24 protein-coding genes are annotated in these 23,871 nt (G+C 73.4%); 10 read left to right on the plus strand and 14 right to left on the minus strand.

The features are described from left to right. Positions 1 to 64: 64 nt before the first annotated feature. The 3 genes from Asera_RS21420 to Asera_RS21430 all read right to left on the minus strand — a co-directional run bounded on the left by Asera_RS21420 (position 65) and on the right by Asera_RS21430 (position 3,922). Positions 65 to 856 carry an FHA domain-containing protein gene (locus tag Asera_RS21420; RefSeq protein WP_030446172.1) on the minus strand — a complete coding sequence of 264 codons (792 nt, stop codon included), beginning with the start codon at positions 854 to 856 and terminating at the stop codon, positions 65 to 67. Between the two features lie 90 nt (positions 857 to 946). Next, positions 947 to 2,599: an amidohydrolase gene (locus Asera_RS21425; protein ID WP_051802205.1), complete on the minus strand. Its 1,653-nt coding sequence runs from the start codon at positions 2,597 to 2,599 to the stop codon at positions 947 to 949. A 117-nt stretch (positions 2,600 to 2,716) separates the two neighbouring features. Next, positions 2,717 to 3,922 (minus strand): hypothetical protein, encoded by a 1,206-nt coding sequence (locus tag Asera_RS21430; RefSeq protein ID WP_030446169.1) that lies wholly within the window; start codon positions 3,920 to 3,922, stop codon positions 2,717 to 2,719. 281 nt (positions 3,923 to 4,203) lie between these two features. Here Asera_RS21430 and Asera_RS21435 point away from each other — a divergent pair, with 281 nt between their 5' ends. Next, the gene (locus tag Asera_RS21435) at positions 4,204 to 4,764 is read left to right on the plus strand and encodes a hypothetical protein (RefSeq protein WP_051802204.1); all 561 of its coding nucleotides are present in this window, start codon (positions 4,204 to 4,206) and stop codon (positions 4,762 to 4,764) included. 94 nt (positions 4,765 to 4,858) lie between these two features. On the opposite strand, the gene Asera_RS21440 is transcribed toward Asera_RS21435, so the two are convergent. Beyond that, positions 4,859 to 5,179 carry a hypothetical protein gene (locus tag Asera_RS21440; RefSeq protein WP_157034792.1) on the minus strand — a complete coding sequence of 107 codons (321 nt, stop codon included), beginning with the start codon at positions 5,177 to 5,179 and terminating at the stop codon, positions 4,859 to 4,861. A gap of 135 nt (positions 5,180 to 5,314) precedes the next feature. Next, on the minus strand, positions 5,315 to 5,947 hold the full coding sequence (locus tag Asera_RS21445) for a TetR/AcrR family transcriptional regulator C-terminal domain-containing protein (protein ID WP_030446166.1): 633 nt from the start codon (positions 5,945 to 5,947) through the stop codon (positions 5,315 to 5,317). Positions 5,948 to 6,045: 98 nt separating this feature from the next. On the opposite strand from Asera_RS21445, the gene Asera_RS21450 reads away from it, so the two are divergent. Together Asera_RS21450 and Asera_RS21455 are read left to right on the plus strand one after the other, a co-directional pair. Continuing rightward, entirely contained in the window at positions 6,046 to 6,282 is a 237-nt protein-coding gene (locus Asera_RS21450; RefSeq protein ID WP_030446165.1) for a hypothetical protein, read from the plus strand. Then, on the plus strand, positions 6,282 to 7,241 hold the full coding sequence (locus Asera_RS21455) for a quinone oxidoreductase family protein (RefSeq protein ID WP_030446164.1): 960 nt from the start codon (positions 6,282 to 6,284) through the stop codon (positions 7,239 to 7,241). Before Asera_RS21450 ends, Asera_RS21455 begins: the two co-directional genes overlap by 1 nt. 62 nt (positions 7,242 to 7,303) lie before the next feature. On the opposite strand, the gene Asera_RS21460 is transcribed toward Asera_RS21455, so the two are convergent. Further along, entirely contained in the window at positions 7,304 to 8,719 is a 1,416-nt protein-coding gene (locus tag Asera_RS21460) for an ATP-binding protein (protein WP_030446163.1), read from the minus strand. Between the two features lie 121 nt (positions 8,720 to 8,840). Continuing rightward, positions 8,841 to 10,514 (minus strand): NAD(P)/FAD-dependent oxidoreductase, encoded by a 1,674-nt coding sequence (locus tag Asera_RS21465; protein ID WP_030446162.1) that lies wholly within the window; start codon positions 10,512 to 10,514, stop codon positions 8,841 to 8,843. Between the two features lie 190 nt (positions 10,515 to 10,704). On the opposite strand from Asera_RS21465, the gene Asera_RS21470 reads away from it, so the two are divergent. Next, positions 10,705 to 12,084 (plus strand): M20/M25/M40 family metallo-hydrolase, encoded by a 1,380-nt coding sequence (locus Asera_RS21470; protein ID WP_084131477.1) that lies wholly within the window; start codon positions 10,705 to 10,707, stop codon positions 12,082 to 12,084. Positions 12,085 to 12,138: 54 nt separating this feature from the next. Next, positions 12,139 to 12,759 (plus strand): hypothetical protein, encoded by a 621-nt coding sequence (locus Asera_RS21475; protein WP_030446160.1) that lies wholly within the window; start codon positions 12,139 to 12,141, stop codon positions 12,757 to 12,759. A gap of 45 nt (positions 12,760 to 12,804) precedes the next feature. On the opposite strand, the gene Asera_RS21480 is transcribed toward Asera_RS21475, so the two are convergent. Further along, the gene (locus Asera_RS21480; protein WP_244843976.1) at positions 12,805 to 13,008 is read right to left on the minus strand and encodes a DUF5703 family protein; all 204 of its coding nucleotides are present in this window, start codon (positions 13,006 to 13,008) and stop codon (positions 12,805 to 12,807) included. Positions 13,009 to 13,063: 55 nt separating this feature from the next. Further along, positions 13,064 to 14,032, minus strand: coding sequence for an aldo/keto reductase (locus Asera_RS21485; RefSeq protein WP_030446158.1), 969 nt, complete (start codon positions 14,030 to 14,032; stop codon positions 13,064 to 13,066). Between the two features lie 151 nt (positions 14,033 to 14,183). Here Asera_RS21485 and Asera_RS21490 point away from each other — a divergent pair, with 151 nt between their 5' ends. From Asera_RS21490 to Asera_RS21505, 4 genes are all read left to right on the plus strand, one after another. Continuing rightward, positions 14,184 to 15,257, plus strand: coding sequence for an LLM class F420-dependent oxidoreductase (locus Asera_RS21490; protein WP_030446157.1), 1,074 nt, complete (start codon positions 14,184 to 14,186; stop codon positions 15,255 to 15,257). 51 nt (positions 15,258 to 15,308) lie between these two features. Next, complete coding sequence (locus Asera_RS21495; protein ID WP_030446156.1) at positions 15,309 to 16,004, plus strand: MSMEG_4193 family putative phosphomutase; 696 nt, start codon at positions 15,309 to 15,311, stop codon at positions 16,002 to 16,004. 92 nt (positions 16,005 to 16,096) lie between these two features. Then, positions 16,097 to 16,687 (plus strand): DUF3090 domain-containing protein, encoded by a 591-nt coding sequence (locus Asera_RS21500; RefSeq protein ID WP_030446155.1) that lies wholly within the window; start codon positions 16,097 to 16,099, stop codon positions 16,685 to 16,687. A 220-nt stretch (positions 16,688 to 16,907) separates the two neighbouring features. Next, positions 16,908 to 17,735, plus strand: coding sequence for an SCO1664 family protein (locus tag Asera_RS21505; RefSeq protein WP_244843977.1), 828 nt, complete (start codon positions 16,908 to 16,910; stop codon positions 17,733 to 17,735). 79 nt (positions 17,736 to 17,814) lie between these two features. Here Asera_RS21505 and Asera_RS21510 read toward each other — a convergent pair whose 3' ends face one another. Beyond that, positions 17,815 to 18,798, minus strand: coding sequence for an acyltransferase domain-containing protein (locus Asera_RS21510; RefSeq protein ID WP_030446153.1), 984 nt, complete (start codon positions 18,796 to 18,798; stop codon positions 17,815 to 17,817). A 130-nt stretch (positions 18,799 to 18,928) separates the two neighbouring features. On the opposite strand from Asera_RS21510, the gene mshC reads away from it, so the two are divergent. After that, positions 18,929 to 20,152, plus strand: a complete 1,224-nt coding sequence (mshC, locus tag Asera_RS21515) for a cysteine--1-D-myo-inosityl 2-amino-2-deoxy-alpha-D-glucopyranoside ligase (protein WP_030446152.1) — start codon at positions 18,929 to 18,931, stop codon at positions 20,150 to 20,152. 190 nt (positions 20,153 to 20,342) lie between these two features. Here the strand turns inward: mshC and Asera_RS21520 are convergent, their stop codons facing one another. The 4 genes from Asera_RS21520 to Asera_RS21535 form a co-directional block, all read right to left on the minus strand. Beyond that, a complete protein-coding gene (locus tag Asera_RS21520; RefSeq protein ID WP_030446151.1) occupies positions 20,343 to 21,272 on the minus strand; it encodes an NAD-dependent epimerase/dehydratase family protein in 930 nt (309 codons plus the stop codon). A gap of 94 nt (positions 21,273 to 21,366) precedes the next feature. Then, on the minus strand, positions 21,367 to 21,798 hold the full coding sequence (locus tag Asera_RS21525; RefSeq protein WP_051802203.1) for a 3-keto-5-aminohexanoate cleavage protein: 432 nt from the start codon (positions 21,796 to 21,798) through the stop codon (positions 21,367 to 21,369). After that, a complete protein-coding gene (locus Asera_RS21530; RefSeq protein ID WP_030446149.1) occupies positions 21,798 to 22,604 on the minus strand; it encodes a GntR family transcriptional regulator in 807 nt (268 codons plus the stop codon). Before Asera_RS21530 ends, Asera_RS21525 begins: the two co-directional genes overlap by 1 nt. Positions 22,605 to 22,900: 296 nt before the next feature. Then, entirely contained in the window at positions 22,901 to 23,758 is an 858-nt protein-coding gene (locus Asera_RS21535) for a PAC2 family protein (protein WP_030446148.1), read from the minus strand. Positions 23,759 to 23,871: the final 113 nt, after the last annotated feature.

Raw genomic sequence — 23,871 nt, forward strand, 5'->3', positions numbered from 1 at the left:
CGGCCCGCCCCGCGCCGGTTCACCCCGCCGGTTCGGCCCGCACCGGCTCGCCGCACCGCGCCGATCAAGCGTCCGGGCCGTCCAGCCGGGCCAGGTCGGCCGGGGTCAGCGTGGCGGAGCGCAGCAACGCCTGGATCAGGGTCGCGTTGACCGCGTTGCCCAGCGGTACACCGAGCTCGTCCGGCGACGGCAGGTCCGGGATGCCGGCCCGGATCCGGGCGACCGCGTTCGCGACCGCCCGCTCGTTCCACGGCTGCCCGTTGCCGCGCGGCAACCGCAGCGCGTTCAGGTCGTCGACCACCTGCTTCCAGGCCACCGGCGCCGCGTGCGGCTCACCCCGCAGGTACCGCTGGGCCAGCGAGGCGAGCAGTACCCGTTCGGTGTCGTCCAGCGGGTAGGCGCTCGGATCGGCCCGGGTCGAGGCGCCCGGCACACCGCGGGTGTCGGCCGGCCCGCGGCCCACCAGCCGCAGCTCCACCAGGTGCGACCGCTTGCCCCGCCCGATCAGCAGCGGCAGGTAGCCCGGAGCCACCGGCATCTCCTGACCGCACAGCAACAGCGCGTCGGCCGGCAGTCGGATCGGCAGCCGGCCGGCGTTGCGCAGCCACCACCGTTCGCCGTCGCACATCAGTCGGCCGTGGCAGCGACTGATGTACGGATCGTCGGTACCGACCGGGACGTGCACGTCGCCGTCCTCGCTACCGCGGCCGAACAGCAGCGTGAACCGGCGCGGCGGCATCGCGTAGCCGCCCTGCTCGGACAGCACGAACAGCGTCCCGGGCGGGGCCGCCGGTACGCCCCGGGCCAGGCTCGGGGTGCTCGACGGCAGGTAGTGCGGGATGAACTCGTCGGCCATGGCTGTCCCTTCGTCTCGCCTGGCGCGCGGTGGGGTCGGGGCGCGTGCCGTGCGACCGCGCCGCCCCGGGCGGCTCCGGTCAGCACAGGTCTACCGGTCCTCGGGCGGGACCCCTCCCGGGTCGGCCGGCGTCGGATACACCCGGGTACCGCCGAGCCAGGTGCCGACCACCGCCAGGTCGGCGAGCCGTCCCGCCGGTACGGTGCGCGGATCCTCGGCGAGCGCGACGAAGTCGGCGAGCTGGCCGGCCGCGATCCGACCCTTCGTCGCCTCCTCGCCGGAGGCGTACGCGGAGCCGGTGGTGTAGACGGCGAGGGCCTGGTCGACGGTGATCGCCTGGCGCTCGCCGAACGGGGTGCCGGTCCTGTCCCGCCGGGTGACCAGGCTCTGCAGCGCGTAGAGCGGCTCGTACGGCCCGCACGGGTGGTCGGAGGAGCCGGCCACCGGGACCCCGGCGTCCAGCAGCGTGCGGTGCGCGAACATCCGCTCGATCCGGTCGGCGTCGTAGAACCGGCGCAGCTTGTCGCCGTGCGCCGCCGGGTACTGCCCGAACGGCACCGCGACCACCCGCAGCGCCCGCATCGCCGCGACGATCTCGTCGTCGACGATCGCGACGTGCTCGATGCGATGCCGTACCTGTGGCCGCGGCCGGCGCTGCTGCGCCGCCTCGACCGCCGCGAGCACCTCCGCGATCGCCCGGTCGCCGTTGGCGTGGACCGCGATCGTGCCGCCGCGCTCGTGCACGTCCGCGACCACCTGGCGCAGCTGCGCCGGTGACATCCGCGGCTGGCCGGGCGCCTCCGCCGCCGGCACCGGCTGCTTGGTCCAGGCGACGCCGCCGTTGACCGCACCGTCGGCGAACGCCTTCACCCCGCCTACCCGCAGCCGGTCGGTCGGTACCGGAGCCGGCAGCTCCAGCGCCCGGAACGACTCCCAGTGCTCGTAGCCGACCAGCGCGTTGACCCGCAGCGGCAGCTCGCCGGCGGCGGCCAGCCCGGCCAGCGTCTCCCACGACTCGGGGCCGACCATCGCGTCGCCGACCGAGGTGATGCCGGCCGCGTGCAGCCGGCCGGCGAACCGCACGAAGGCCCGCTGCGCCGCCGCCCGGTCCGGCCGGGGCACGACGGTCGCCCGCCGGGTGAACGCCGGGAACGCCACGTCGTACAGCGCCTGGTCGACCAGCACCCCGGTCAACCGCCCCGCCGCGTCGTGCCCCAGCTCACCGCCGCTCGGTGCGTCGTCGATCCGCCGGTACCCGGCGAGCGCCAGGCCGGCGCTGTTGAGCACGCCGGCGTGCAGCGTCACGTCGACCACCAGCACCGGCTGGTGCGGGCAGGCCGCGTCCAGCTCGGCGGCGGACAGCGGCACGCCGCCGAGGCTGCGCGCCGGGTCGACCCCCACCCCGACGATCCACTCGCCGGCCGGGGTGTCCGCGGCCCGCTGCGCGAGCGTGGCCAGCATCGACGCCCGGTCCGGCACCCGCTGCGGGGAGAGGTCGAGCTGCAACAGCTGTTCGGCGCAGACGGTCGGGTGACTGTGCGCGTCGTTGAAGCCGGGTACGAGGGTCACCGCGCCGAGGTCGACGAGCGTCGCGCGCGGCCAGGCCGCCCGCAGCGCCGCGACCGGCCCGGTCTGCCTGATCCACTCGCCGGCCACGACGAACGCCTCGGGCTCGGTCCCGTCCCCGGCGACGATGCGCCCGGCGGTCACGATCTGCCCGGCGTACGGCTCGCTGTTCGACATCGGCCCCCCTCACGACGACTGGACCCCCAGTGAAACACCGAGCCGGACCGGTCTGCCGGTCCGGCTCGATCACGAGGTCCTCGGCGGCAGCCGCTCCGGCCGGGACCGCGGTGCGGGTCAGGGCCCGTAGGTGGCCTGGGTGACCGCGAAGACGTTGCGGTGGCCGCTGGGCTCCTGCAGCGACCACAGCAGGTCCGGACCGGACGCGTCCTCCCAGTAGCTGAGGCTCTCGCCGCCGCCGAGCCAGCTGTAGGTGTGCGAGCCGGTCGACGGTGTCCAGTAGTACAGCTTCTTCGCGCCCGAGGAGTTGAACCACCAGCGCCCGTTGTGCGAACCGACCCCGTTCAGGTTGTACCAGGGCAGTTGCAGCGCCTGGCTCGCGGTGGTCGTCGCGGCGAAGGTGGTGGCGCCGGACGCGAACGGGAAGCGCAACGCCCGCGGTGCCCGCTGCGGGTAGTTCGTGCAGCTGGCGCAGGTGTACTCGGTCATCACGATCGACTTGCTCACCCGGTCCAGCGAGATCGTCGACCACACCACGGAGGTGCCCGAGGTGGTGTGCGAGGTGATCGTGCCGACCTGCGGGAGCACGTAGGCGTAGTTGTGCGCGTGGTAGGTGCCGTCGGACTGGCGGCCGATCTCGCTCGCGCTGCCGCTGGTGTCGGTCTTGAGGATCTTCTTCATGTTGAACACCCGCATGCCGTGCCCGGTGTCGGCGACGTAGAGGTAGTCGCCGTACCACGAGACGCCGCCGGCGTGGATCGGGATGTCGGTGAAGTTCGGCGTGGTGGCCGTGCCGGTCGGCTCCACCAGCAGGATCTTGCGGTACGTGTTGGGCCAGGTGGCGTCCCAGTCGACCAGCGTGATCCGGCTGCGTGCCTGCGCGCCGTCGCAACCTGCCTTGGTGTACCAGCTGACGAGGACCAGCTGGTGACCGTCGTAGTTGCCACTGTTCGCGGTACCGACGGCGTCCCGGCTGGTGGTGATGCCCTGCGGGTAGTTGGTGCAGTCGGAGTTGTCGCCGGAGTCGAACCTGAACCCGGTCTGGTAACCGGCGATGCCGAGGGAGTCGGTGATGCCGGTGCGGGTGTGGTTGGCGTTCTTCATCACCGTGTCGACCGAGGCGGTGCCGAGCTTGCTCACCAGTGCCGAGTCGAGCGCGTCGTAGGCGTGGTAGTCGGAGGTCAGCGTGAACTGGCTGGTCGGCAACGTGGTCGGGCCACTCGCGGCGGAGGCGACGGTGGACGTGGTGGCGGTGAGTGCCGCGCCGGCCAACAGCACCGCTCCGGTGGCGGCGAGCGCCACGAGTCTCTTCCGGACTGCCATGACGGAACCCCTTGTCGCTGAGCCGAAATGGGGCTCTCACGGTATCTCGCGGTGGATGTAGTTCGCTGCCCTTGTTAACCGGAATCTCGTAATTTTCCGCCAAATTCGCCCGGTGGCGAGCGGGCGCCTACCACCTGTCGCGCGGATCGGCAAGGTTGTCCACAGGGGTGCCGGTTGTGCACAGATCCGTTGCGGCGCAGCCGATCTCGCCCACGGCGGATCGACGATGGATGCCGTCCGACCCGCCGTGCGGGTCCCACCACGAACGAAACGGAGCAGTCATGTCGCTGCAGCTCTCCCGTCGCCTGTCGATCGCCGGCCTGGCGGTCGGCGCGGTGTGCGCGGTCGCCCCGGCCCTGCCCGCCCACGCCGGTCCGGCCGCCTCCGGCGCCCCCGACCGGACGCCGGCCGCCGCGGCGTCGCGTCCGGCCGCCGCACATCCGGCGCCGGTGCTCGACGGCTTCCGCCTCACCCATCTGCCGGCGGGCCTCGGCACCCCGTCGGACTTCGCCTACGAGTGGGACGACGTCGCGTTCTGCTCCCGTGACTGGGAGAGCCGGTACGGCGACGGCTGGCGGGTCGAGCTCACCGTCGAGACGTTGCGCGGCGACCGGCTGGCCAGCCTGGCCGCGCTGCGTGCCTACCTGACCGACTACCTGGAGCAGGGCCCGGACTGGCGGCTGACCCCGGTGTCGATCGGCCACCACCCCGGCCTGCGCACCGACGACCGGGTGTTCTGGCTGGTCCGCCCGGGTGTCGCGGTTTCGGTCAGCATCGATCCCGAGCGGTACGGCGTGGCCGAGTTGCTGCGCACCGCCCGCGGCGTGCGCGAGCGGAGCTGAGCCGGGGCCCGGCGGATCCGGCGTGCCGCCGCGGGCGGCTCAGCCGGCCGGCCGGCCCGCTGTTGCCTCCCGGGGATCCGCTGGACCGGTGCCGTCAGGTGCTCGGCCGCCCGCCGTAGTTGCGCCGGTCCATCGGGTGCGGCGGCGCATGGTGCGGCGGGTACGGCGCGCGCCACAGCGACAACAGGACCGCCGTGACGCCCGCGAACACGGCACCGAGCACGATGCCGACGATCCACTGGAACTGGCTGATGCCGGTCTGTGCGCCGATCAGCACGCCGAGTTCGCCGCCGACGAGGCCGGCGAACGCGGTGATCGCGCCCTCCACGACCCGGGGGCGCGGCACGAGGATCCGGATGACCACGCCGAGCACGATGCTGACCACCCCGACCGCGATGCTGATGCTCAACCCCATGATGTCCGTCCACGGTGTCGTCGACCGGTCCCGGGCGGTGCACCGGCCGCCGGTCGGTGCACCGCCGAGACGCACTTACTCAACTACCCACGGCTGGGCCCTGCCATCCGTTCGAACCGCGGAACATTCCGTCGATCAGCAGGCGCGGCTGGCGGTGGTCGCCGCACCCCGGATGATCACGTTCAGGCAGTCGCGGAACAGGTCGTCGGGCGTCCGGCCGTCCTGGAAGTACTCGGTGATCCCGGCGACGACGGTCGGATGGGCTTGCGTGAAGGCTTCGAGGTCGAAGTCCGGTGCGGAGGTCGCGGCCGGACGCCCGGCCTGTTCCTCCAGCACGTGGCCGACCGTGAAGTGCTCCACGGTCAGGACGATCAGCCGCGCCTGCCGCAGCGGGATCTCGCGGGCCACCAGAGTGCTGATCGCGAGCTCGGAGATGGCGGCCATGCGCAAAGACAGCTGTGAGAGGGAGATGAGCCGGGCACCGTCGGGATGGGCCAGCAGCGCCCGGCGCAACCGCTCCGCCAGCCCGACCAGCCACTCCTGCCAGGGCTCCGCGGGCTGCGGCGGCGCCAGCTCGGGGAACTGCTCCTCGAGGATGGCGTCGGCGACCGCGGTGAGCAGGGCGGCCTTGTTCGGCAGGTGCCAGTAGAGGGTGGGTTGCTGGACGCCGAGCCGGGCGGCGAGCTTGCGCAGGGTCACGCCGCTCAGGCCGTCCGCGTCGAGCAGCGCGACGGCCTCGGCCACGATCTGCCGCTTGTCCAACGCCATCGGCCTCACCCCGCGCCACCCTATCAGCGATTGAGAAGCCTCTCTATCGATGATAGAGTCCATCTATCACCGATAGAGAACCGAAGGGAAGTGGCACCATGTCCGACCCCCGGGCGCCGCTCGACGCCCTACACCAGGCGACCCACCGCGCCCCCGGCGTTCCACTGCACCGGGAGCGGGCGGCCGGGCACCAGGGCGAAACCCGCCACGGCCGCGCGCCGCGCACGACCACCGACAGTCGTGCGCCCGGCCGGAACCACTCGCCGGCCCGGCCGCCCCGGGTTCTCGTGGCCTGGCAGCGGCGCATCGCCGCCGTCTTCGGGCAGGCGCTGTGATGAAGGCCGCGGTGGTGCACGAGGTCGGCGGCGTCCCCCGGTACGAGGACTTTCCGGATCCGGTGCCGCGCGAGGGTGAGGTCGTGGTCCGGGTACGGGCGGTCGCGGTGGAGAACGTGGACCGGGCGATCGTCGCCGGCCAGCACTACGCCGCTGCGAGGTACCTGACCGAGCTGCCCATGATCCCGACGTTCGACGGCGTCGGCGAGCTGGCGGACGGGACGCTGGTGACCTTCGGCGACCTCCGCCCGCCGTACGGCGCGCTCGCCGAGCTGTGCGCGGTGGACGCGCGGCTGACCCGGCCGATTCCGGCCGGGATCGACCCGGCCGTGCTGTCGGCGCTGAGCTCGGCGGTCACCGCCATGTCGATCCGGACGGCCGGTGAACTCGACCGTGGCCAGACGGTGCTGGTGCAGGGTGGGACGGGGGTGGCCGGCCGGCTCAGCATCAAGATCGCCAGACTGCTCGGCGCCGGACGCATCGTGGCCACCGGCCGCGACGACGACCAACTCCGCGAGCTGCGCGAGCTCGGTGCCGACACGGTGATCAACACCGCGGTACCCGACGACGACCTGCTGCGGGCCTACCGGGGCGCGCTGGGCGACGGCTACCACGTGATCGCCGACTACCTGTGGGGCAGGCCCACCGGCCTGCTGCTGCGCGCGTTGATCCCGGAGACGTTCGCGCTCGGCCAGCGGACCCGGCTGATCCAGATCGGCGAGCTGGCCGGTGCCGAGGTCGCGCTGCCCGCTGCCAGCCTGCGCACCTCCGGACTGCAGATCGTCGGCGCGGCCACCGGGTTCGACGCCGACACCTTCGCCGCGGTGTACGAGCAGGTGCTGTCCTGGATCCGGGCCGGCGAGCTCACCATTGAGCTGGAGACCGTGCCGCTGCGCGACATCGAGGCCGCGTGGTGCCGCACCGACCTGCGCGGCAGGCGGCTCGTGGTGACGCCCTAGGGTCCGTTTCGGAGCCCCGGCTTGCGGCACGCGGGACTCCGAAACAGACCCTGGCCGCGGCCCTAGCGGGTCGGCGCGGCCAGCGGGAGGCTGATCCGGAAGCGGGTGTCGCCCGGGCGGGAGATGACCTGCAGATCGCCGCCGTGCCGCTTGACCACGATCCGCCAGCTGACGTCCAGACCGAGACCGGTGCCCTGGCCGATCGGCTTGGTGGTGAAGAACGGCTCGAAGATCTGCTGCTGCAGCTGCGCCGGGATGCCCGGCCCGGTGTCGCCGATCTCGACGACCGCCCGGTCGCCCTCCAACCCGGTTCGGATGGTCAGCGTGCCGACGCCGTCCATCGCGTCGACCGCGTTGTCGATGATGTTGGTCCACACCTGGTTGAGCTCGGCGGCGTAGGCGGGCACCGGCGGCACCGTCGGGTCGTACTCCTTGACCACCCTGACGTTCTCGCCGAGCTTGACCGCCATCATCACCAGCGTCGAATCGAGCCCCTCGGTCAGGTCGACGACCCCGTGCGGCGCCCGGTCGAGCTGCGAGTACTGCTTCGCCGAGCCGACCAGCGCGGAGATCCGGGAGACCGCCTGCTGGATCTCGTTCATCAGCGTCTCGGTCTCCACCGAGTAGCCCAGCCAGCGCAGCGCCGGTTCCAGGAATTCCGGCTCGGTACTGGCCGCCAGCAGGTCCAGGTCGTCCACGGTGATGCCGGCCGCGGTCAGCACCGGTGCCATCTCCCAGCCCCGGGCGATCTCGTGGTCGTCGAGCCAGTCGGTGATGGCGTCCTCGCGGTCGCTGGTCTCCAGCGCGGTCAGCGCCGGCGCCTTCGCGACCCGGGCGACGAACTCCTCCTGGACGCCGGTGAGGTGCTTGAGCTGCTGGACGTGCAGATCCCCGGAAGCGAGCAGCGACAGCTTGTGCCGCATCCCGGCGACCCGCTCGCGCAGCGCGTCGGTGGCCCGTACCGCGGCGGCGGCCGGATTGTTCAGCTCGTGCGTCAGCCCGGCGGTCAGCTTGCCCAGCGCCAGCAGCCGTTCCCGCTGGGTCACCAGCTGCTCGGTGTTGCGCTTGCCGGCGAACATGCCCTGCAGCAGGTGCACCGCCATCGGGAACCACCGGCCGAACGCGGCGTTGAACTCGTCCGCCGGCAGCGCGTAGAACACGCAGTCGGTCACCGCGCGCACGCTGCTGTCGTAGGACTGTTCGATCTGGTCGCCGAAGTAGAACCGCACCGCTCCGCAGTACGACCCGACATGGGCGGTGCGGTTGAGCTCCACCTCGTCGCCGCGCACGGTGCGAAACAGCGACAGGGTGCCGGAGCGCAGCACGTAGAAGCACCGGGCCGGCTCGCCCTCCCTCAGCAGCATCTCGCCGGCCGCCACCCGTACCTCGTCGGCGTGTGCGGCGATCCAGTCCGTCTGCTCGTCGCTGAGGTGCTCGAACAGCGCCATCCCGGCCAGCTGCGACCGATCGATGCTCATGAGCGTTCCTCCTTCGTCGGAACGCTCAGGAGGCACCACGATGCGCGATGCCCATGGCTCGCTCGCTGTCGCTTGCTCATGAGCGGTCCTTTCTCGCCGGCACGCTTTCTCGCCGGCCGGGTCACTGGTCCTCCAGGTACCGGTGGACCAGGGTGACGGCCATCGCGCCCTCGCCGACGGCGGCGGCGACCCGCTTCACCGACTCCGACCGCACGTCGCCGGCGACGAACACGCCCGGCAGGCTCGACTCCAGGTAGTAGGGGTCCCGGTCGAGCGTCCAGCCGGCCGGGCGCTCCCCGCTGACCAGAAGGTCGGGCCCGGTGCGGACGAAGCCCAGCGGATCGCGTTCGACGACCCCGTCGAGCCAGTCGGTGTGCGGTCGCGCGCCGATGAACACGAACAGGTGGTTGGACTCCACCTCGTCCACGGCGTCGGTGAGCCGGTCGCGCAGCCGCAGCCGGACGAGGTGGTCGTCGCCGACCACCTCGTCGACGATGGTGTTCGGCCGCACCGCGATCGTGTCGATCGCCTCGATCTGCTCGATCAGGTAGTGCGACATCGAGCGCTTCAACGACTCGCCGCGGACCAGGATCGTCACCGAGCGGGCGTGCCGGGAGAAGAACACCGCCGCCTGGCCGGCCGAGTTGGCGCCGCCCACCACGTACACCGCCTGCCCGGCGCAGGACGGCGCCTCGGTGTTCGCCGAGCCGTAGTAGACGCCGCGGCCGGTGAGCCGGTCGGACCCGTCCGCGTCGAGCGTGCGGTACGCGACACCGGTGGCGAGGATGACCGCGTGCGCGGCGACCTCGGTACCGTCGCCGAACCGGACCACCCGGGCCGAGCCGCGGGCCTCCAGCGCCACCACGTCACGGGCGGCGAGCACCTCGGTACCGAACTTGACCGCCTGGCGGCGGGCCCGGTCGGTCAGCTGGGAGCCGGAGACGCCGTCCGGGAAGCCGAGGTAGTTCTCGATCCGGGAACTCTGCCCGGCCTGGCCGCCGGTCGCCTCCCGCTCGACCAGCACGGTACGCAGCCCCTCGGAGGCGCCGTAGACCGCGGCGCCGAGCCCGGCCGGACCCGCGCCGATCACGATCAGGTCGTAGAAGTCGGCGGACGGTGCGGTGGACAGCCCGACCGCGCCGGCCAGTTCGACCTCGCTCGGGGTGCGCAGCACGCGGCCGTCCGGGGTGATCACCACCGGGATGTCGTCGGGCGTGGCGCCGGCCGCGGACAGCAGCCGCTGACCCTCCGGCTCGTCGACGCTGAACCACCGGTACGGCACGGTGTTGCGGGCCAGGAACTCGCGGGCGGCGAACGAGGGCGCCGACCACCGGTGCCCGACGACCTTCACCTCGTCGACCGGCGACTCACCGGTGGCGCGCCACATCTCGATCAGCGCGTCGACCACCGGGTACAGCTTCTCCTCGGGCGGGTCCCACGGCTTGAGCAGGTAGTGGTCGACGTCGACCACGTTGATCGCCTGGATCGCCGCGTCGGTGTCCGCGTACGCGGTGAGCAGCGCCCGGCGCGCCCGGGGAAACAGGTCCATCGCCTGCTCGAGAAAGTCGATGCCGGTCATTTCCGGCATCCGGTAGTCGGCGAGCATCGCGGCGACCGGCTCGCCGCGCAGCTTGAGCTCCTTCAGCGCGTCGAGCGCGTCCCGGCCGGAATCGGCCCGGACGATCCGGAAGTCCTCGCCGTACCGCCGGCGCAGGTCGCGCGCCACCGCCCGGGACACGCCCGGATCGTCGTCCACGGTCAGCAGCACCGGCTTCGCCGCTCGGCGATCGATCATCTGGTGGTCCTCCCCGCCGCCGGCGCGTCCCGCGCCGGTTCGCCACGAGCAACGATACGGCGGTGCGGCGATCGCCGGGCCGGCGTCGGCCACGGCCCGGACATGACCCCCACCACGGTGGCGCGGCCGGTCTCCGGACGGCGCCGGGCCGTGTCCCCGTCCGTTCCGCCGGTGCTGGTATGAAGGGCGGATGAACGACGTGGCGCCGCAGGACAGTTCCGATGAAGGAGGAACGGTCCTGAGCACGACCGATTCCGGGCCGATTCCGGCCGCCGCGACCGACGAGGTGGTGCGGATCTGCCAGGAGCTGTTGCGCATCGACAGCACCAACACCGGCGACAACGACACCAGCGTCGGCGAGCGGGCCGCGGCCGAGTACGGGGCGGCGCAGCTGGCCGAGGTGGGCATCGACTCGTTCCTGACCGAGAGCGCGCCGGGACGCGCGTCGCTGCTGGCGCGCATCCCGGGCGCCGATGCCTCCCGCCCGCCGCTGCTCGTGCACGGCCACCTCGACGTGGTGCCGGCCGACCCGTCCGAATGGCGGGTACACCCGTTCTCCGGGGAGGTCCGCGACGGGTACGTGTGGGGCCGCGGCGCCGTGGACATGAAGGACTTCGACGCGATGGTGCTGGCGCTGGTCCGCCAGTGGCGGCGCACCGGCTGGGTGCCGCCGCGCGACATCGTGCTGGCGTTCTTCGCCGACGAGGAGGCGGGCTCGACCTACGGCGCGCACCACGTCATCGAGCACCACGCCAGCTGGTTCGAGGGCGTCACCGAGGCGATCGGCGAGGTCGGCGGCTATTCCGTCTCGGTCTCCGACGACCTGCGGCTCTACCTCATCCAGACCGCCGAGAAGGGTCTCAACTGGATGCGGCTGACCGCCCGCGGCGCGCCCGGGCACGGCTCGATGGTGCACGACGACAACGCGGTCGCCGCGCTGTGCCGGGCGGTCGCCCGGATCAGCGCGCACGAGTTCCCGGTCGAGCTGACCCCGACGGTGCGCCGGTTCCTCGACGAGGTGTCCGACGCGTACGGGGTCCCGCTCGATCCGGAGAAGCCCGAGCAGGTGATCGCCACGCTCGGGCCGATGGCCCGGGCGATCGGCGCCACCGTGCGCAACACGGCCAACCCGACGATGCTCTCCGCCGGGTACAAGACGAACGTGGTGCCCGGCGAGGCGCACGCCACCGTCGACGGCCGGGCACTGCCCGGGCACGAGGACCGTTTCCTGGCCGAGATCCAGCGGCTGGCCGGAGCCGGCGTCGAGATCGCCTACGAGCAGCACCAGCCGGCGCTGGAGACCGACTTCAACGGGCCGCTGGTGGACGCGATGGCCGAGTCGCTGCGGCATTACGACGCCGGTGCCCGGCCGGTGCCGTACATGATGTTCGGCGGGACCGACGGCAAGGCGCTGAGCCGGCTGGGCATCCGGCACTTCGGGTTCGCGCCGCTGAAGCTGCCCGCCGACCTGGACTTCACCGGCTTGTTCCACGGGGTCGACGAGCGGGTACCGGTCGACGCCCTGCGGTTCGGCGTCCGGGTCCTGGAACGCTTCTTCGCCCACTGCTGAGCCCGCGGCGGCGGCCGGCCGGGCCGCCGCCGACCGCACCCATCGGAGGAGTCGATGACCGACCCCGATCTCGAAGCCGCGCTGGACCAGGTGGTCGAGGCCGCGCGGGCTCATCTCGCCGCGGTCCGCGCCGCCGGTGGGCGCTCGGACGACGAGGCGGTGTGGCGCAGTTACGTGGCGCTCAACAACGCCTCGTTCGGCTACGACGAACTGCTGCTCGACACGTTCGGTGAGGTCACGCCGTGGGACCTGGAGCCGATCGATCCGACCGAGGCGGACCGGCAGTGGGCGCCGGTGCCCGACGCCGAGTCCGACCAGCAGGTCACCATCTCGGTCCGGCAGCGCCGGGACTTCACCGTACCCAGCGTGGCCGCGCTGCTGCGCGCCGCGGAGACGATCCGCCGGGTGGCGCCCCGGGGCGACGGTTCGGCCGAACCGATCGAGACCGTCGGGGCGGCGGTGGCGGAGCTGATGCAGTCCGGTGACGGGGCGCTCGGCTCGCTGGACGTGCCGGAGTTGGAGCCGCTGCGCGGGGTGGTCACGGTCAGCCAGCTGCCGCCGGGTGCGGTGGAGTCCGACGACGAGGACGAGGACGACCCGTTCGTCGCCGATGCGGCCGAACTGCCGCTGTTCCGGTTCGACGAGTACGTCGAGGAGTCGCCCGAACCACGGTGATCCGGCGGCGGCCCCGTCGCGGGTCGCCGCTGGACGGTGGCCGCTTCAGTAGGAGAGGCCGGGCAGCGGGGTCTCGGCCTGTCTGCGCCGGCGGCGCAGCATCACCTGGCGACTGCCGTCGCGGAACAGCCGGACCGTGGCCAGCTCCCAGCCGCCGAACTCGGCCTGGATGGCGAGTCGGACGGCCGCGGTGAGCCGGTCCACGTCCGGCGGGATCCGAAGCGGGACGTACTCGTAGTCGGATGGCACCCCCCGATCCTGCCCAATACTGTCGGCGGATCGCCAGTCCGGACTCATCGGGTGCTCACCCCGGGCCGATGCCGCCGAGGGCGGGGGAGGAGACGTCGTCCAGCGCGTACTGGATCTCCGGCGGCAGGGTGAGCGCCTCGGCCTGCAGCGAGCCGAGCAGCTGCCCGACGGTTCGGGCGCCGACGATCGGGGCGACCACCCCGGGCTGGTCGCGCACCCAGGCGAGGGACACCGCAAGGGGGGACACGCCGAGCCCGTCGGCGGCGGTGGCGACGGCCTCCACGATGCCGGCCGACGTGTCGTCCAGGTAGCGCTCCACGAACCGGTCGAACTGGGGCGACGCGGCCCGCGAGTCGGCCGGCGTGCCGTGCCGGTACTTGCCGGTCAGCACCCCGCGGCCGAGCGGCGACCAGGGCAGGATGCCGATGCCGAGGTCCTGGCAGGCCGGCACCACCTCGCGCTCCGCGCTGCGCTCCACCAGCGAGTACTCCACCTGCGCGGACACCAGCGGGGTGCGGCCCGGCCAGGCCCGCTGCCAGGTGGCCGACTTCGCGGTCTGCCAACCGGAGAAGTTGGAGATGCCCACGTAGCGGACCCGGCCGGAGGAGACCGCGTGGTCCAGCGTCGCGAGCGTCTCCTCCATGGGCGTGAGCGGGTCGTAACCGTGCAACTGCCACAGGTCGACGTAGTCGGTGCCGAGCCGGGCCAGGGACGCGTCCAGGGTGCGCAGCAGGTGCACCCGGCTGGAGTCGCGGCGCCGGTTGGTGCTCGGCCGCAGCCCGGCCTTGGTGGCGATGACCAGCTCGGAGCGGGGGACCAGCGCGCCGAGCAGGTTGCCGACGATCTGCTCGGCGTCGCCGTCGGCATACACGTCGGCGGTGTCGATCAGCGTGCCGCCGGCGTCCACGAACGACTTGAGCTGCGCAGCGGCGTCGTCCGGGTCGGTGTCGCGTCCCCAGGTCATGGTGCCCAGCCCCACCCGGGACACCCGCAGGCCGGTGCGGCCGAGCGCGCGCTGCTCCATGCAGCGGACGGTACCGGCGCGCATCCACCCACCGGCGGCGACCCGCCGCGCCCGCGCCAGTACCCTGCACGCTCAGGAGCCGCCGGGCAGCGCGGGATCGCACGGCCTGTCGGTAATGTCGGGCATGTCGGTGATCGGAGGCACGATGGGGATGCGGCTCGGACTCAACCTCGGGTACTGGGGCGCCGGCAACGACCCGCGCGCCCACCTGGCCCTGGCCCAGGAGGCCGACCGGCTCGGCTACTCGGTGCTCTGGGCCGCCGAGGCGTACGGGTCGGACTCGCCGACGATGCTCGCCTGGCTCGCCGGCCAGACCGAACGCATCGACCTGGGCAGCGCGATCATGCAGATCCCGGCCCGATCCCCGGCGATGACCGCGATGACCGCGGCCACCATCGACGGCATCTCGGGCGGCCGGTTCCGGCTCGGTCTCGGCGTCTCCGGCCCGCAGGTCTCCGAGGGCTGGCACGGGGTCCGGTTCGCCAAGCCGCTGGCCCGCACCCGCGAGTACGTCGACATCGTCCGGCTGGCGCTGCATCGCAAGCCGGTCGCCTACGACGGGCAGTTCTACCAGCTGCCGCTGCCGGACGGGCCGGGCAAGGCGCTGCGCCTCACCGTGCACCCGACCCGCGAGATCCCGCTGTACCTGGCCGCCGTGGGCCCCCGCAACCTGGAACTCGCCGGCGAGCTCGTCGACGGCTGGCTCGCGGTGTTCCTCGCGCCGGAGTTCGCCGCCGAGCAGCTCAGGCACGTCGAGGCCGGTCGCGCCAAGGTCGGCAAGAGCCTCGACGGCTTCGACGTGGTACCCACCGTGCCGGTGGTGGTCGGCGACGACGAGCAGGCCTGCGCCGAGCCGATCCGCGGGTACGCGGCGCTCTACGTCGGCGGGATGGGCTCGCGCGAGCAGAACTTCTACAACCGGCTCGCGGTACGGATGGGCTACGAGCAGGCCGCGGCGCAGGTGCAGGACCTGTTCCTCGCGAAGAAGCACCGGGAGGCGATGGCCGCGGTGCCGTTCGAGTTCATCGACCGCACCTCGCTGCTCGGCACCCCGGACCGCATCGCCGACCGCCTCGTCGCGTTCGCCGAGGCCGGGGTGACGACGCTGACCGTCGCGCCGTACCCGCCGCCCGGGGTGACCGAGCCCGCGCAGATCCTGGCGCACGCGACCCACACCCTGCGGGTACTGGTCGAGGCGCTGGAGCGCGCCGGCGTGGGCGCCTGACCCCGCGCCGGCACCTCCGGTGCCCGACCACGCCCCGGTTAGGGTTGCGCCATGGCGATCCTGGTACTGCTGCGGCACGGTCGCACCACCGCCAACGCCGAGGGGGTGCTGGCCGGCTGGACCCCGGGCGTCGGGCTGGACGACACCGGACGTGCCCAGGCCGCGGCGGCGGCCACCCGGCTCGGTGCGTTGCCCTGGCGCGCGGTGCTCAGCAGCCCGTTGCAGCGCTGCCGGGAGACCCTGGAGGTCGTGCTGGGCGACCGCGCCGACCTGGCCCCGGTCACCGACGACCGGATCGGGGAGTGCCGGTACGGCGACTGGGAGGGCAGGCCGCTCAAGCAGCTGGCCAAGGAGCCGATGTGGAAGGTCGTCCAGGCGCATCCGGCCGCGGCGGTGTTCCCCGGTGGCGAACCGCTCGCCGCGACCTCGGCCCGCGCGGTCGCCGCGGTGCGCGAATGGGACGGCCGGATCACCGCCGAGTACGGGCCGGACGCGCTCTGGCTGGCCTGCAGCCACGGTGATGTGATCAAGGCCATCGCCGCCGACGCGCTCGGCCTGCACCTCGACCAGTTCCAGCGCATCACCGCCTCGCCGTGCTCGGTGACGGTGATCCGGTACACGCCGCTGCGCCCGTTCGTGATGCACCTCAACGACCTCGGCAGCGACCTGTCCGGGCTGGTGGCGAAGAAACGGCGGCGGCGGCGCAAGCCGAGCTCCGACGCGGCGGTCGGTGGCGGCGCGACCTGACCGCGGCATCGTCGAGGAACCGGGGGCGGTTCGGGCGGCACGCCGGTGGGCGCGCGCGGGCGGTCGCCGCACCGGGCGGATAGGGTCGAAGGATGTCACGCCAGGTCTTTGACTTCGAGCCACCGGAGCGGTTCGTCGCCGGCACGGTCGGCGAGCCCGGTGACCGGACGTTCTTCCTGCAGGCCCGCGGGGGCGGCCGGGTGATCAGCGTCGCCCTGGAGAAGATCCAGGTGACGCTGCTCGCCGACAAGCTGGAGGAGTTGCTGGCCGAGGCGGCCCGTCGGTTCGACGCCGACATTCCCGACTCGCCCGATCCGCTGACCACCGACAACGAGCCGCTGGACACCCCGCTCGACGAGGAGTTCCGGGTCGGCACGCTCGGCCTCGCCTGGGACTCCGACGACAACACGGTGCTGATCGAGGCCGTCGCCGCCGGTGCGGAGGGTGAGCTGCCGGCCGAGGAGGACGACGAGCCGGCCGGCTCCGACCTCGACGACGAGACCCGCGACCTGCTGCGGGTGCGACTCGGCCCCCGGCAGGTGCGGGCGTTCATCGAACGGGCCCGGCGGGTGGTGTCCGCCGGCCGGCCGCCGTGCCCGCTGTGCGGCCTGCCGCTCGATCCGGACGGCCACCTGTGCCCGCGGCAGAACGGCTACCACCGGATGGTCCCGAGCGGCGAGTGACTCCGCCCGCGTCCGTGGTTCGCCCGACCCGCCGCGCGGCACAATGGCAGCACGCGGGCGATCTGACTGGGGAGGTCGGGATGGCACGGTGCGCTCCCGCACCGGGAGGACGGCGGCCCGTCGCCGTGCTGGGCTGGCGGCGCGGCGCACCCACCTCGGGCCACCGGTACCGGTCGTGCGCGGTGCGGGCGCCCGGACCGCGCGCGGCGGGGCGGTGCCGGTGAGCGACCCGGTGGCCGACCCGGTCCGTACCCCGCGGCTGGACGACGAGGCGGCGCAGCGGCTGCTGCGGCACGGGTCGATCGAGCCGGAGGGGCTGCTGCCCGGCTCGTCCAACGCCAGCATGCGGGCGGTGATCACGCTCGACGGCGTGCGCGCCCGCTGCGTGTACAAGCCGGTGCGCGGCGAGCGCCCGCTGTGGGACTTCCCGGACGGCACGCTCGCCGGTCGCGAGGTCGGCGCGTACCTGGTGTCGGCGGCGACCGGCTGGGGAGTGGTGCCGCCGACGGTGCTGCGGGACGGCCCGTTCGGCCCGGGCGCCTGCCAGCTGTGGATCGACACCGACGACGACGCCGACCCGGTCGGCTTCGTGCCGGCCGACGCGGTACCGGACGGGTGGCGGCCGATTGCGGCGGCCCGCGGCGAGGCGGGCGAGCCGTACGTGTTGGCACACGCGCCGGACGAGCGGCTGGCCCGGATGGCGGTGTTCGACGTGGTGGTCAACAACGCCGACCGCAAGGGCGGGCACGTGCTGCCCGGCACCGACGGCCAGTTGTACGGGGTGGACCACGGCGTGTGCTTCCACGCCGAGGACAAGCTGCGCACCGTGCTGTGGGGCTGGGCCGGCGAACGGCTGCCGGCCGGCGTCACCGACACCCTGCGCGAGCTGCGCGACGCGCTGGTTGCCGACCTCGGCGACCACCTGTCCGAGCACCTGACCCGCATCGAGGTGCGGGCCACCCGGGTACGGGTCGACCGGCTGCTCGCGGCCGGTCGGTTCCCGCTGCCCGGCGACGACTGGCCGGCGCTGCCCTGGCCCCCGGTCTGAGCAACCGGCTCGCCGACCGGCCGGACCCGGTGTCGCGGGTCGCCCGGGCGGCGTCGGCGGCCGACGGTGCCCGCGGCGGTCAGCCGGTGGCGAGGGGGAGCCAGCCGGTGCGGACCCGCCAGTGCCGGCCGGCCCGCAGGTGGTCGACGACCGCGCGCTGCAGGGTGGTGTCCCGGGGCAGCCGGTCGAGGTCCGGGCCGATCCGGCGGAACACGAACTCCAGCACGTTCGCGTCGCCGTCCAGGCCGTCCGCGAACCCGTCGTCGACCAGCCGGAACCGCCGCTGGAAGCGCAGGATGTTCGACTCTGCCGGCAGGTAGTCGGCGAGCTGGTCGTCCAGCAGCCACGAGGTGCAGGTCGCGACCGGGTACCGGGTGCCGAAGTGCGCGGCGAAGAACCCGGGCGCGGCGGCGAACGACGCGTCGCAGTCGGCCGGCGCCATCGGCCCGGTCTCCGGGATGTGGGTGCCCAGACACGGCGTGCCCGGGGCGAGCGTGTCCGCCTCGTCGCGGACCCGGGAGACGTTGAACTGCAACCGGCCCAGCGCGTACAGCAGGCCACGGTAGTGCAGCGTGAACCAGTCCTGCTTGTCCAACCCGGCCTCGCCCCGGGTGCGCCGGCGCAGCGCCGCCTTCGACCCGAGGTCGGCCAGCGTGGCGGCGCTCACCGCGGAGTCGACGCCGTGCCGTTCGTGGTAGTCCAGCAGCTGCGGCGTCGCGGCGAGGAACGTCCACAGGTAGAACCAGCGGCCCGCCGCGCCCAGCCGTTCCGGCAGCTCGGGCCAGCTGGCCAGCGGGGTCTGGTCGCCGAGACGCTGGTCGAGCAGCCGCCGGCCGTGCTGCAGCAGCCACCACAGCTGCGGGTCACGGTCCGGGTGCGGCGCGGCGGCGAGCGCCTCGGCGTGGTCGCCGGCGGGGATGTCCAGCAGCGTGAGCAACCGTCGTGCCTGCGTCTCGCCCGGCAGCGGAAGGTCCGGCCCGGTCGCCGCGGCCAGCTCGGCCAGCCAGGCGGACTCCTCCGGCGGCAGCGCCACGAAGCGCGCCAGCTCGGCGATCTCGGCCATCGATGAACCACCCTCCCTGTGTCCGGCAAGATTGTTTCCCACCGACGCCGGCGCACCCTGCGGAGTGTGCCCACGCTCACCCCCACCCGGTACCGGGTGGGCATCGGTGGCTGTCGTTACGCTGGCGGGTATGGATACCTGGTCGGCGCCCGAGCTGCCCCGTCTTCCCGGCTCCGGAACGCAGCTGCGGCTGTACGACACGGCGAGCCGGTCCGTGCGCCCGGCCGCGCCGGCCGACGCGGGCCGGATCTACGTGTGCGGCATCACGCCGTACGACGCGACCCATCTGGGCCATGCCGCCACGATGATCGCCTTCGACCTGATCAACCGCGCCTGGCGGGACAACGGCCACCCGGTGCGCTACGTGCAGAACGTCACCGACGTCGACGACCCGCTGCTGGAGCGGGCCGAGCGCGACGGCATCGACTGGACGGCGTTGGCGGAGCGGGAGACCGAGCTGTTCCGTACCGACATGGCCACGCTGCGGGTGCTGCCGCCGGACCACTACGTGGGTGCGGTGGAGTCGATCCCGCGCATCGCCGAGCTGGTCGGCCGGCTGCTCGCCGTCGACGCCGCGTACCGGATCGACGACGGGACCGGCGACGTCTACTTCGACGTGGCCGCGGCGAAGCGCTTCGGGTACGAGTCGAACTACGACCGGGAGACGATGCTCGCGCTGTCCGCCGAGCGGGGCGGCGACCCGGAACGGCCGGGCAAGCGCGACCCGCTCGACCCGCTGCTGTGGCGCACCGCCCGCGACGGCGAGCCGAGCTGGGAGTCCGAACTCGGCGCCGGCCGCCCGGGCTGGCACATCGAGTGCGCGGTGATCGCGCTCCAGCAGTTGGGCAACCGGATCGACGTGCAGGGCGGGGGCAACGACCTGATCTTCCCGCACCACGAGATGTCCGCCGCGCACGCGGAGACGCTCACCGAGGCGTGGCCGTTCGCCGAGCACTACGTGCACGCCGGGATGATCGGCTGGCAGGGCGAGAAGATGTCCAAGTCCAAGGGCAACCTCGTGCTGGTCTCCACCTTGCTGGCCCGGGGCGAGGAGCCGGCGGCGATCCGGCTCAGCCTGCTGTCCGGGCACTACCGCGATGACCGGGAGTGGACCGAGCAGCAGCTCGACACCGCCCGCGAGCGGCTCGCCGCCTGGCGGGCCGGGGTGGCCCGGCCGGCCGGACCGGACGGTGCGGCGCTGGTGGCGCGGCTGCGCGAGCGGGTCGCCGACGATCTGGACACCCCGGGAGCGCTCGCCGCGGTCGACGACTGGTGTCGCGACGAGGGTACCGACACTGCCGCGCCGGCGCTCGTCGCCGACGCCGTCGACGCGCTGCTCGGCATCCACCTCTGACCGTCCGCCCGCGCAACCGGGCTGTCCTCCCGCCACCGGTCCGGTCTCGGTACTGAGCCGTCCGCGCTACCGTGCGGTCTCGCTACCGGGCCGGTCTCCCGCTGCTGCGTCGGCCGCCGCGCCACCCGGTCTCCGGCAACCGGGCGGTCTCTCGCTGCTCGCCCGGCCTTCCGTTGCGGGCCCCCTGCTGCTACCGGGCCGGCCGGGCGGCACGGGCGGCGTCGAGCGAGGCGGCGATGCCGTCTACCGACGGGGTCGGTGCCAGCGCGAACGTCGTCTCGAACGCGGTCGAGTCGAACAGGTACGGCGCGGTGTACTGGTAGGCCATCTCCAGCGTCTCCCGGGCGCCGCTGTTGACCAGCGCGCCGAGCCGGATGGTGCCGGTGCCCATGATCCGGCCGGACCCGCCGGCCAGCTCCAGGTACCGGCGGCCGGTGAGCGCGGGCGCGGTCGGCAGGTGCCAGGTCCGTCCGCGGGCCGCGGGCTGCGTACCGAGGATGGCGAGCGCGGCACCGATGTCGGGGGTGTAGGTCATCGAGTGCGGCTGGTCGCCGTCGAACAGCCAACTGCCGGCCCTGCCCGCGACGATCCGGTCCACCGCGTAGGTGTTGAACACGCTGGTGGTCGCGCCGGGCCCGTAGAAGTCGGCGCTGCGTGCGACGGTGCGCACCAGCCCCTGCTCGGCCGCGGCCCGGTCGAGCAGGTCGATCGCGCCGGCCCGTACCCGACCCTTGCGGCTGGTGGGGCGGATCGGGGTCTGCTCGGTCATCGGGCCGTCGACCCGGCCGTAGGCGTAGACGTTGTCGAAGTACACCAGGTGGGTGTCGTGTGCGAGTGCCGCGGCGATCGCATTGCGCACGATGACCGGCCACTGCTCGCCCCAGATCCGCGCGGAGTAGGGCAGCCCGGCGGTGAGGTAGGCGACGTCGGCGCCCGCGACGGCACGCTTGACGGCGCCGGCGTCGAGCAGGTCGGCGCGGATGTTCCGTACGCCGTCGACGCTGGCGGGCCGGCGGCCGACGGACGCGGCGTCCAGCCCTCGGTCGAGCAACGCGCGGACGGTCTCGCGGCCGACGATGCCGTTGCCGCCGAGGACGACGTGGGTACTGCTACTGGTCATGTCCGGTCCCGTTTCCGTGGGTCGATGCGGCGGGGTCCCGCCGCCGCCCATGGTGCCGGCCGGACGCTCGCTCGGGCGACGTCAGCCGACCGCCTCAACCGGTCGCGACGGCGACGCGCACCAGCGCGGCGTTGTCGGCCGCGATCGAGCCGTCGGGCAGTCGCAGGGTGTCCTCCAGGCCGATGCGGGTGTCGAGGCCCCGGCGGAGTGCCAGCCGCAGCACCGGCCAGGCCCCACCGTCCTCGCCGGGCAGCACCGGGAAGCGCGAGCCAGCGATCTCGTCGAGCAGCCGTACCGCGGTGCCCGCGGCGCTGTCCGGGTCGGTGTCGGTGACCTCGGCGGGGATCCGCAGCACCGGCAGCCGCCCCGTCCGGGTGCGGAACCGTTGCGCGCCGGGGTCTGCGACCACAACCCGGGCGCCGGCGGCGACCGCCCCGCGCGCCGCGCGTGCCCGCTCGGCCGGAGTGATCGGCAGCGCCGGGCACTCGTCCCGGTTGTGGGCGCCGTTCAGGCAGACCTGGAGCATCAGGCGAGCACGATGTCGAAGCCGCCGTCGTCCTCGCGCGGGTCGGGGCGCTCCGGCCCCTGCGGCACCGGGTACTCGTCGACCAGCATGGTGCCCGGCCCCGGCCAGGTGGCCTGGCTGACCTCCAGCACCTCGCCGCGCTCGTCCCGGGCCACGTGCAGCAGCGCGAGCACCGGCGTGTCCGGCCGGATCTGCAACAGCTCCGCCTCGGTACGGCTCGGCTGCCTGGCGGTGATGTGGTCGCTGGCCTTGGTGTAGCGCCGGCCGGTGGCCTCCTCGACGGCCAGGTAGAGCGGCCCGCGCGGCGCGTCCAGGGTGTCCAGCCCGCTGCCCGCGACGTCGGCCGGCCGCAGCCAGCTCGCCCCGACCTCCGCCGGCTGGTCGCCCAGGTAGAGCACGTGCCGGCGCAGGACGAGCGGGGTGCCGACCTCGACGCCGAACGCGCGGGCCACGTCGTCCGGGCAGGCCTCGGTGCCGGCCGAGATGACCCGCTGCCGGTACCGCACCGGCATGTCGCGGTGGTACCCGCGGGCCCGCCCGTACCGGGAGCGGGACAGCCGGTGCATCTGCCGGCGGCTGCCGCGCACGAACGTGCCGGAGCCGGGCTTGGTCAGCACCAGTCCCTCGACGCGCAGCTGGTCGAACGCGCGCTGCACGGTCTGCCGGGCGACCCCGTAGCTCGCCGACAGCGACGGGATCGACGGCAGCCGGTCGCCGGGCTGCAGCGAACCGGACCGGATCGCCGCCCGCAGGTGTTCGGCGATCTGCCGGCTGGGTGCCTCCGCCGTACCGGGGTTGATCGTCACGGCTCGCCTCCTCGCGTCGCTGCGGGTCAGCATAAGCCCTAGCTTCCTAGGATGGCATGCACGACGCGCCGGGCGTCACCAACCGAGCGCGAGGCCGGCCGCGGCCACCACGGTCCCCGGCCCTACCCGGTCGGGCGTCCGGCCCGCCGGCCGGAGCGCTCGACCGCGGGACGTTCGGCGTTCGGCTGGACGGCCGGAGCACTCGACCGCGGGGCGCACCGATGGTCGAGCCGGCGACGCCACGCACAGCGCCCCGGCGCCGGGGATCGGCGCCGGGGCGGGTGGGCGAGGGTAGGTCAGCGGGCGGCGGGGCCGCCGCCGCGGCGCCGCAGGTACTTCTCGAACTCCTTGGCGATCTCGTCGCCGGACAGCGGCTCCAGCCCGGGCTCGTCGTCGCGCTGCTCCAGCGACTGCACGTACTCGGCGATCTCGGAGTCGGAGGCGACCAGCTCGCGCACCTGCTCCTCCCAGTCGGCGGCGTCGGCCTCCAGATTGCCGGTCGGCACCGGCAGGTCGAGCACCTCCTCGACCCGGTGCAGCAGCGCGAGGGTTGCCTTCGGGCAGGGCGGCTGGCTGACGTAGTGCGGCACGTGCGCCCAGAACGAGATCACGTCCAGCTCGGCGTGCTCGGCCGCCTCGTGCAGGACACCGACCACGCCGGTCGGCCCCTCGTACTTGGTGGGGGCGAGCGAGAGCCGGCGCATCAGGTCGGGGTCCTGGGTGCTGCCGGTGATCGGCAGCGGCTGGCTGAACGGCACGTCGGCGAGCAGCGCGCCGAGCAGCACCACCTGGTCGATCTCCAGCCGGTGGCACACGTCGAGGATGTCGTCGCAGAAGCTCTTCCACCGCATGTTGGGTTCGATGCCGCGCAGCAGCACCACGTCGTGCTCGGCCTCGGGCAGGTGGCACAGGTAGAACCGGCTGGTCGGCCACTCGATCACGTCCGGGCCGGATTCGGACATCGTCACGGTCGGCCGGGTGACCTGGAAGTCGTAGTAGCTCTCCGGGTCGATCTGGTCGATCGGCCGCGCCTGCCACGCGGTACGCAGGTGGTCCACCACCGCGGTCGCGGCGTCGGCGGCATCGTTCCAGCCCTCGAACGAGGCGATCAACACGGGGGAGCGCAGCACGGGAAGTCCGTCGAACTCGGTCACGCGGCCAGCCTACGTCGAGCCACCGACACCGGCCGCGGGCGCTCCGGCGACACGCCGATACAAGGATGAACCGGATTATCTACGCATTAGGCGACGCTGGGTGTCCCGCCGCC

It is taken from the genome of Actinocatenispora sera (genome assembly GCF_018324685.1).
GTDB lineage: Bacteria > Actinomycetota > Actinomycetes > Mycobacteriales > Micromonosporaceae > Actinocatenispora > Actinocatenispora sera.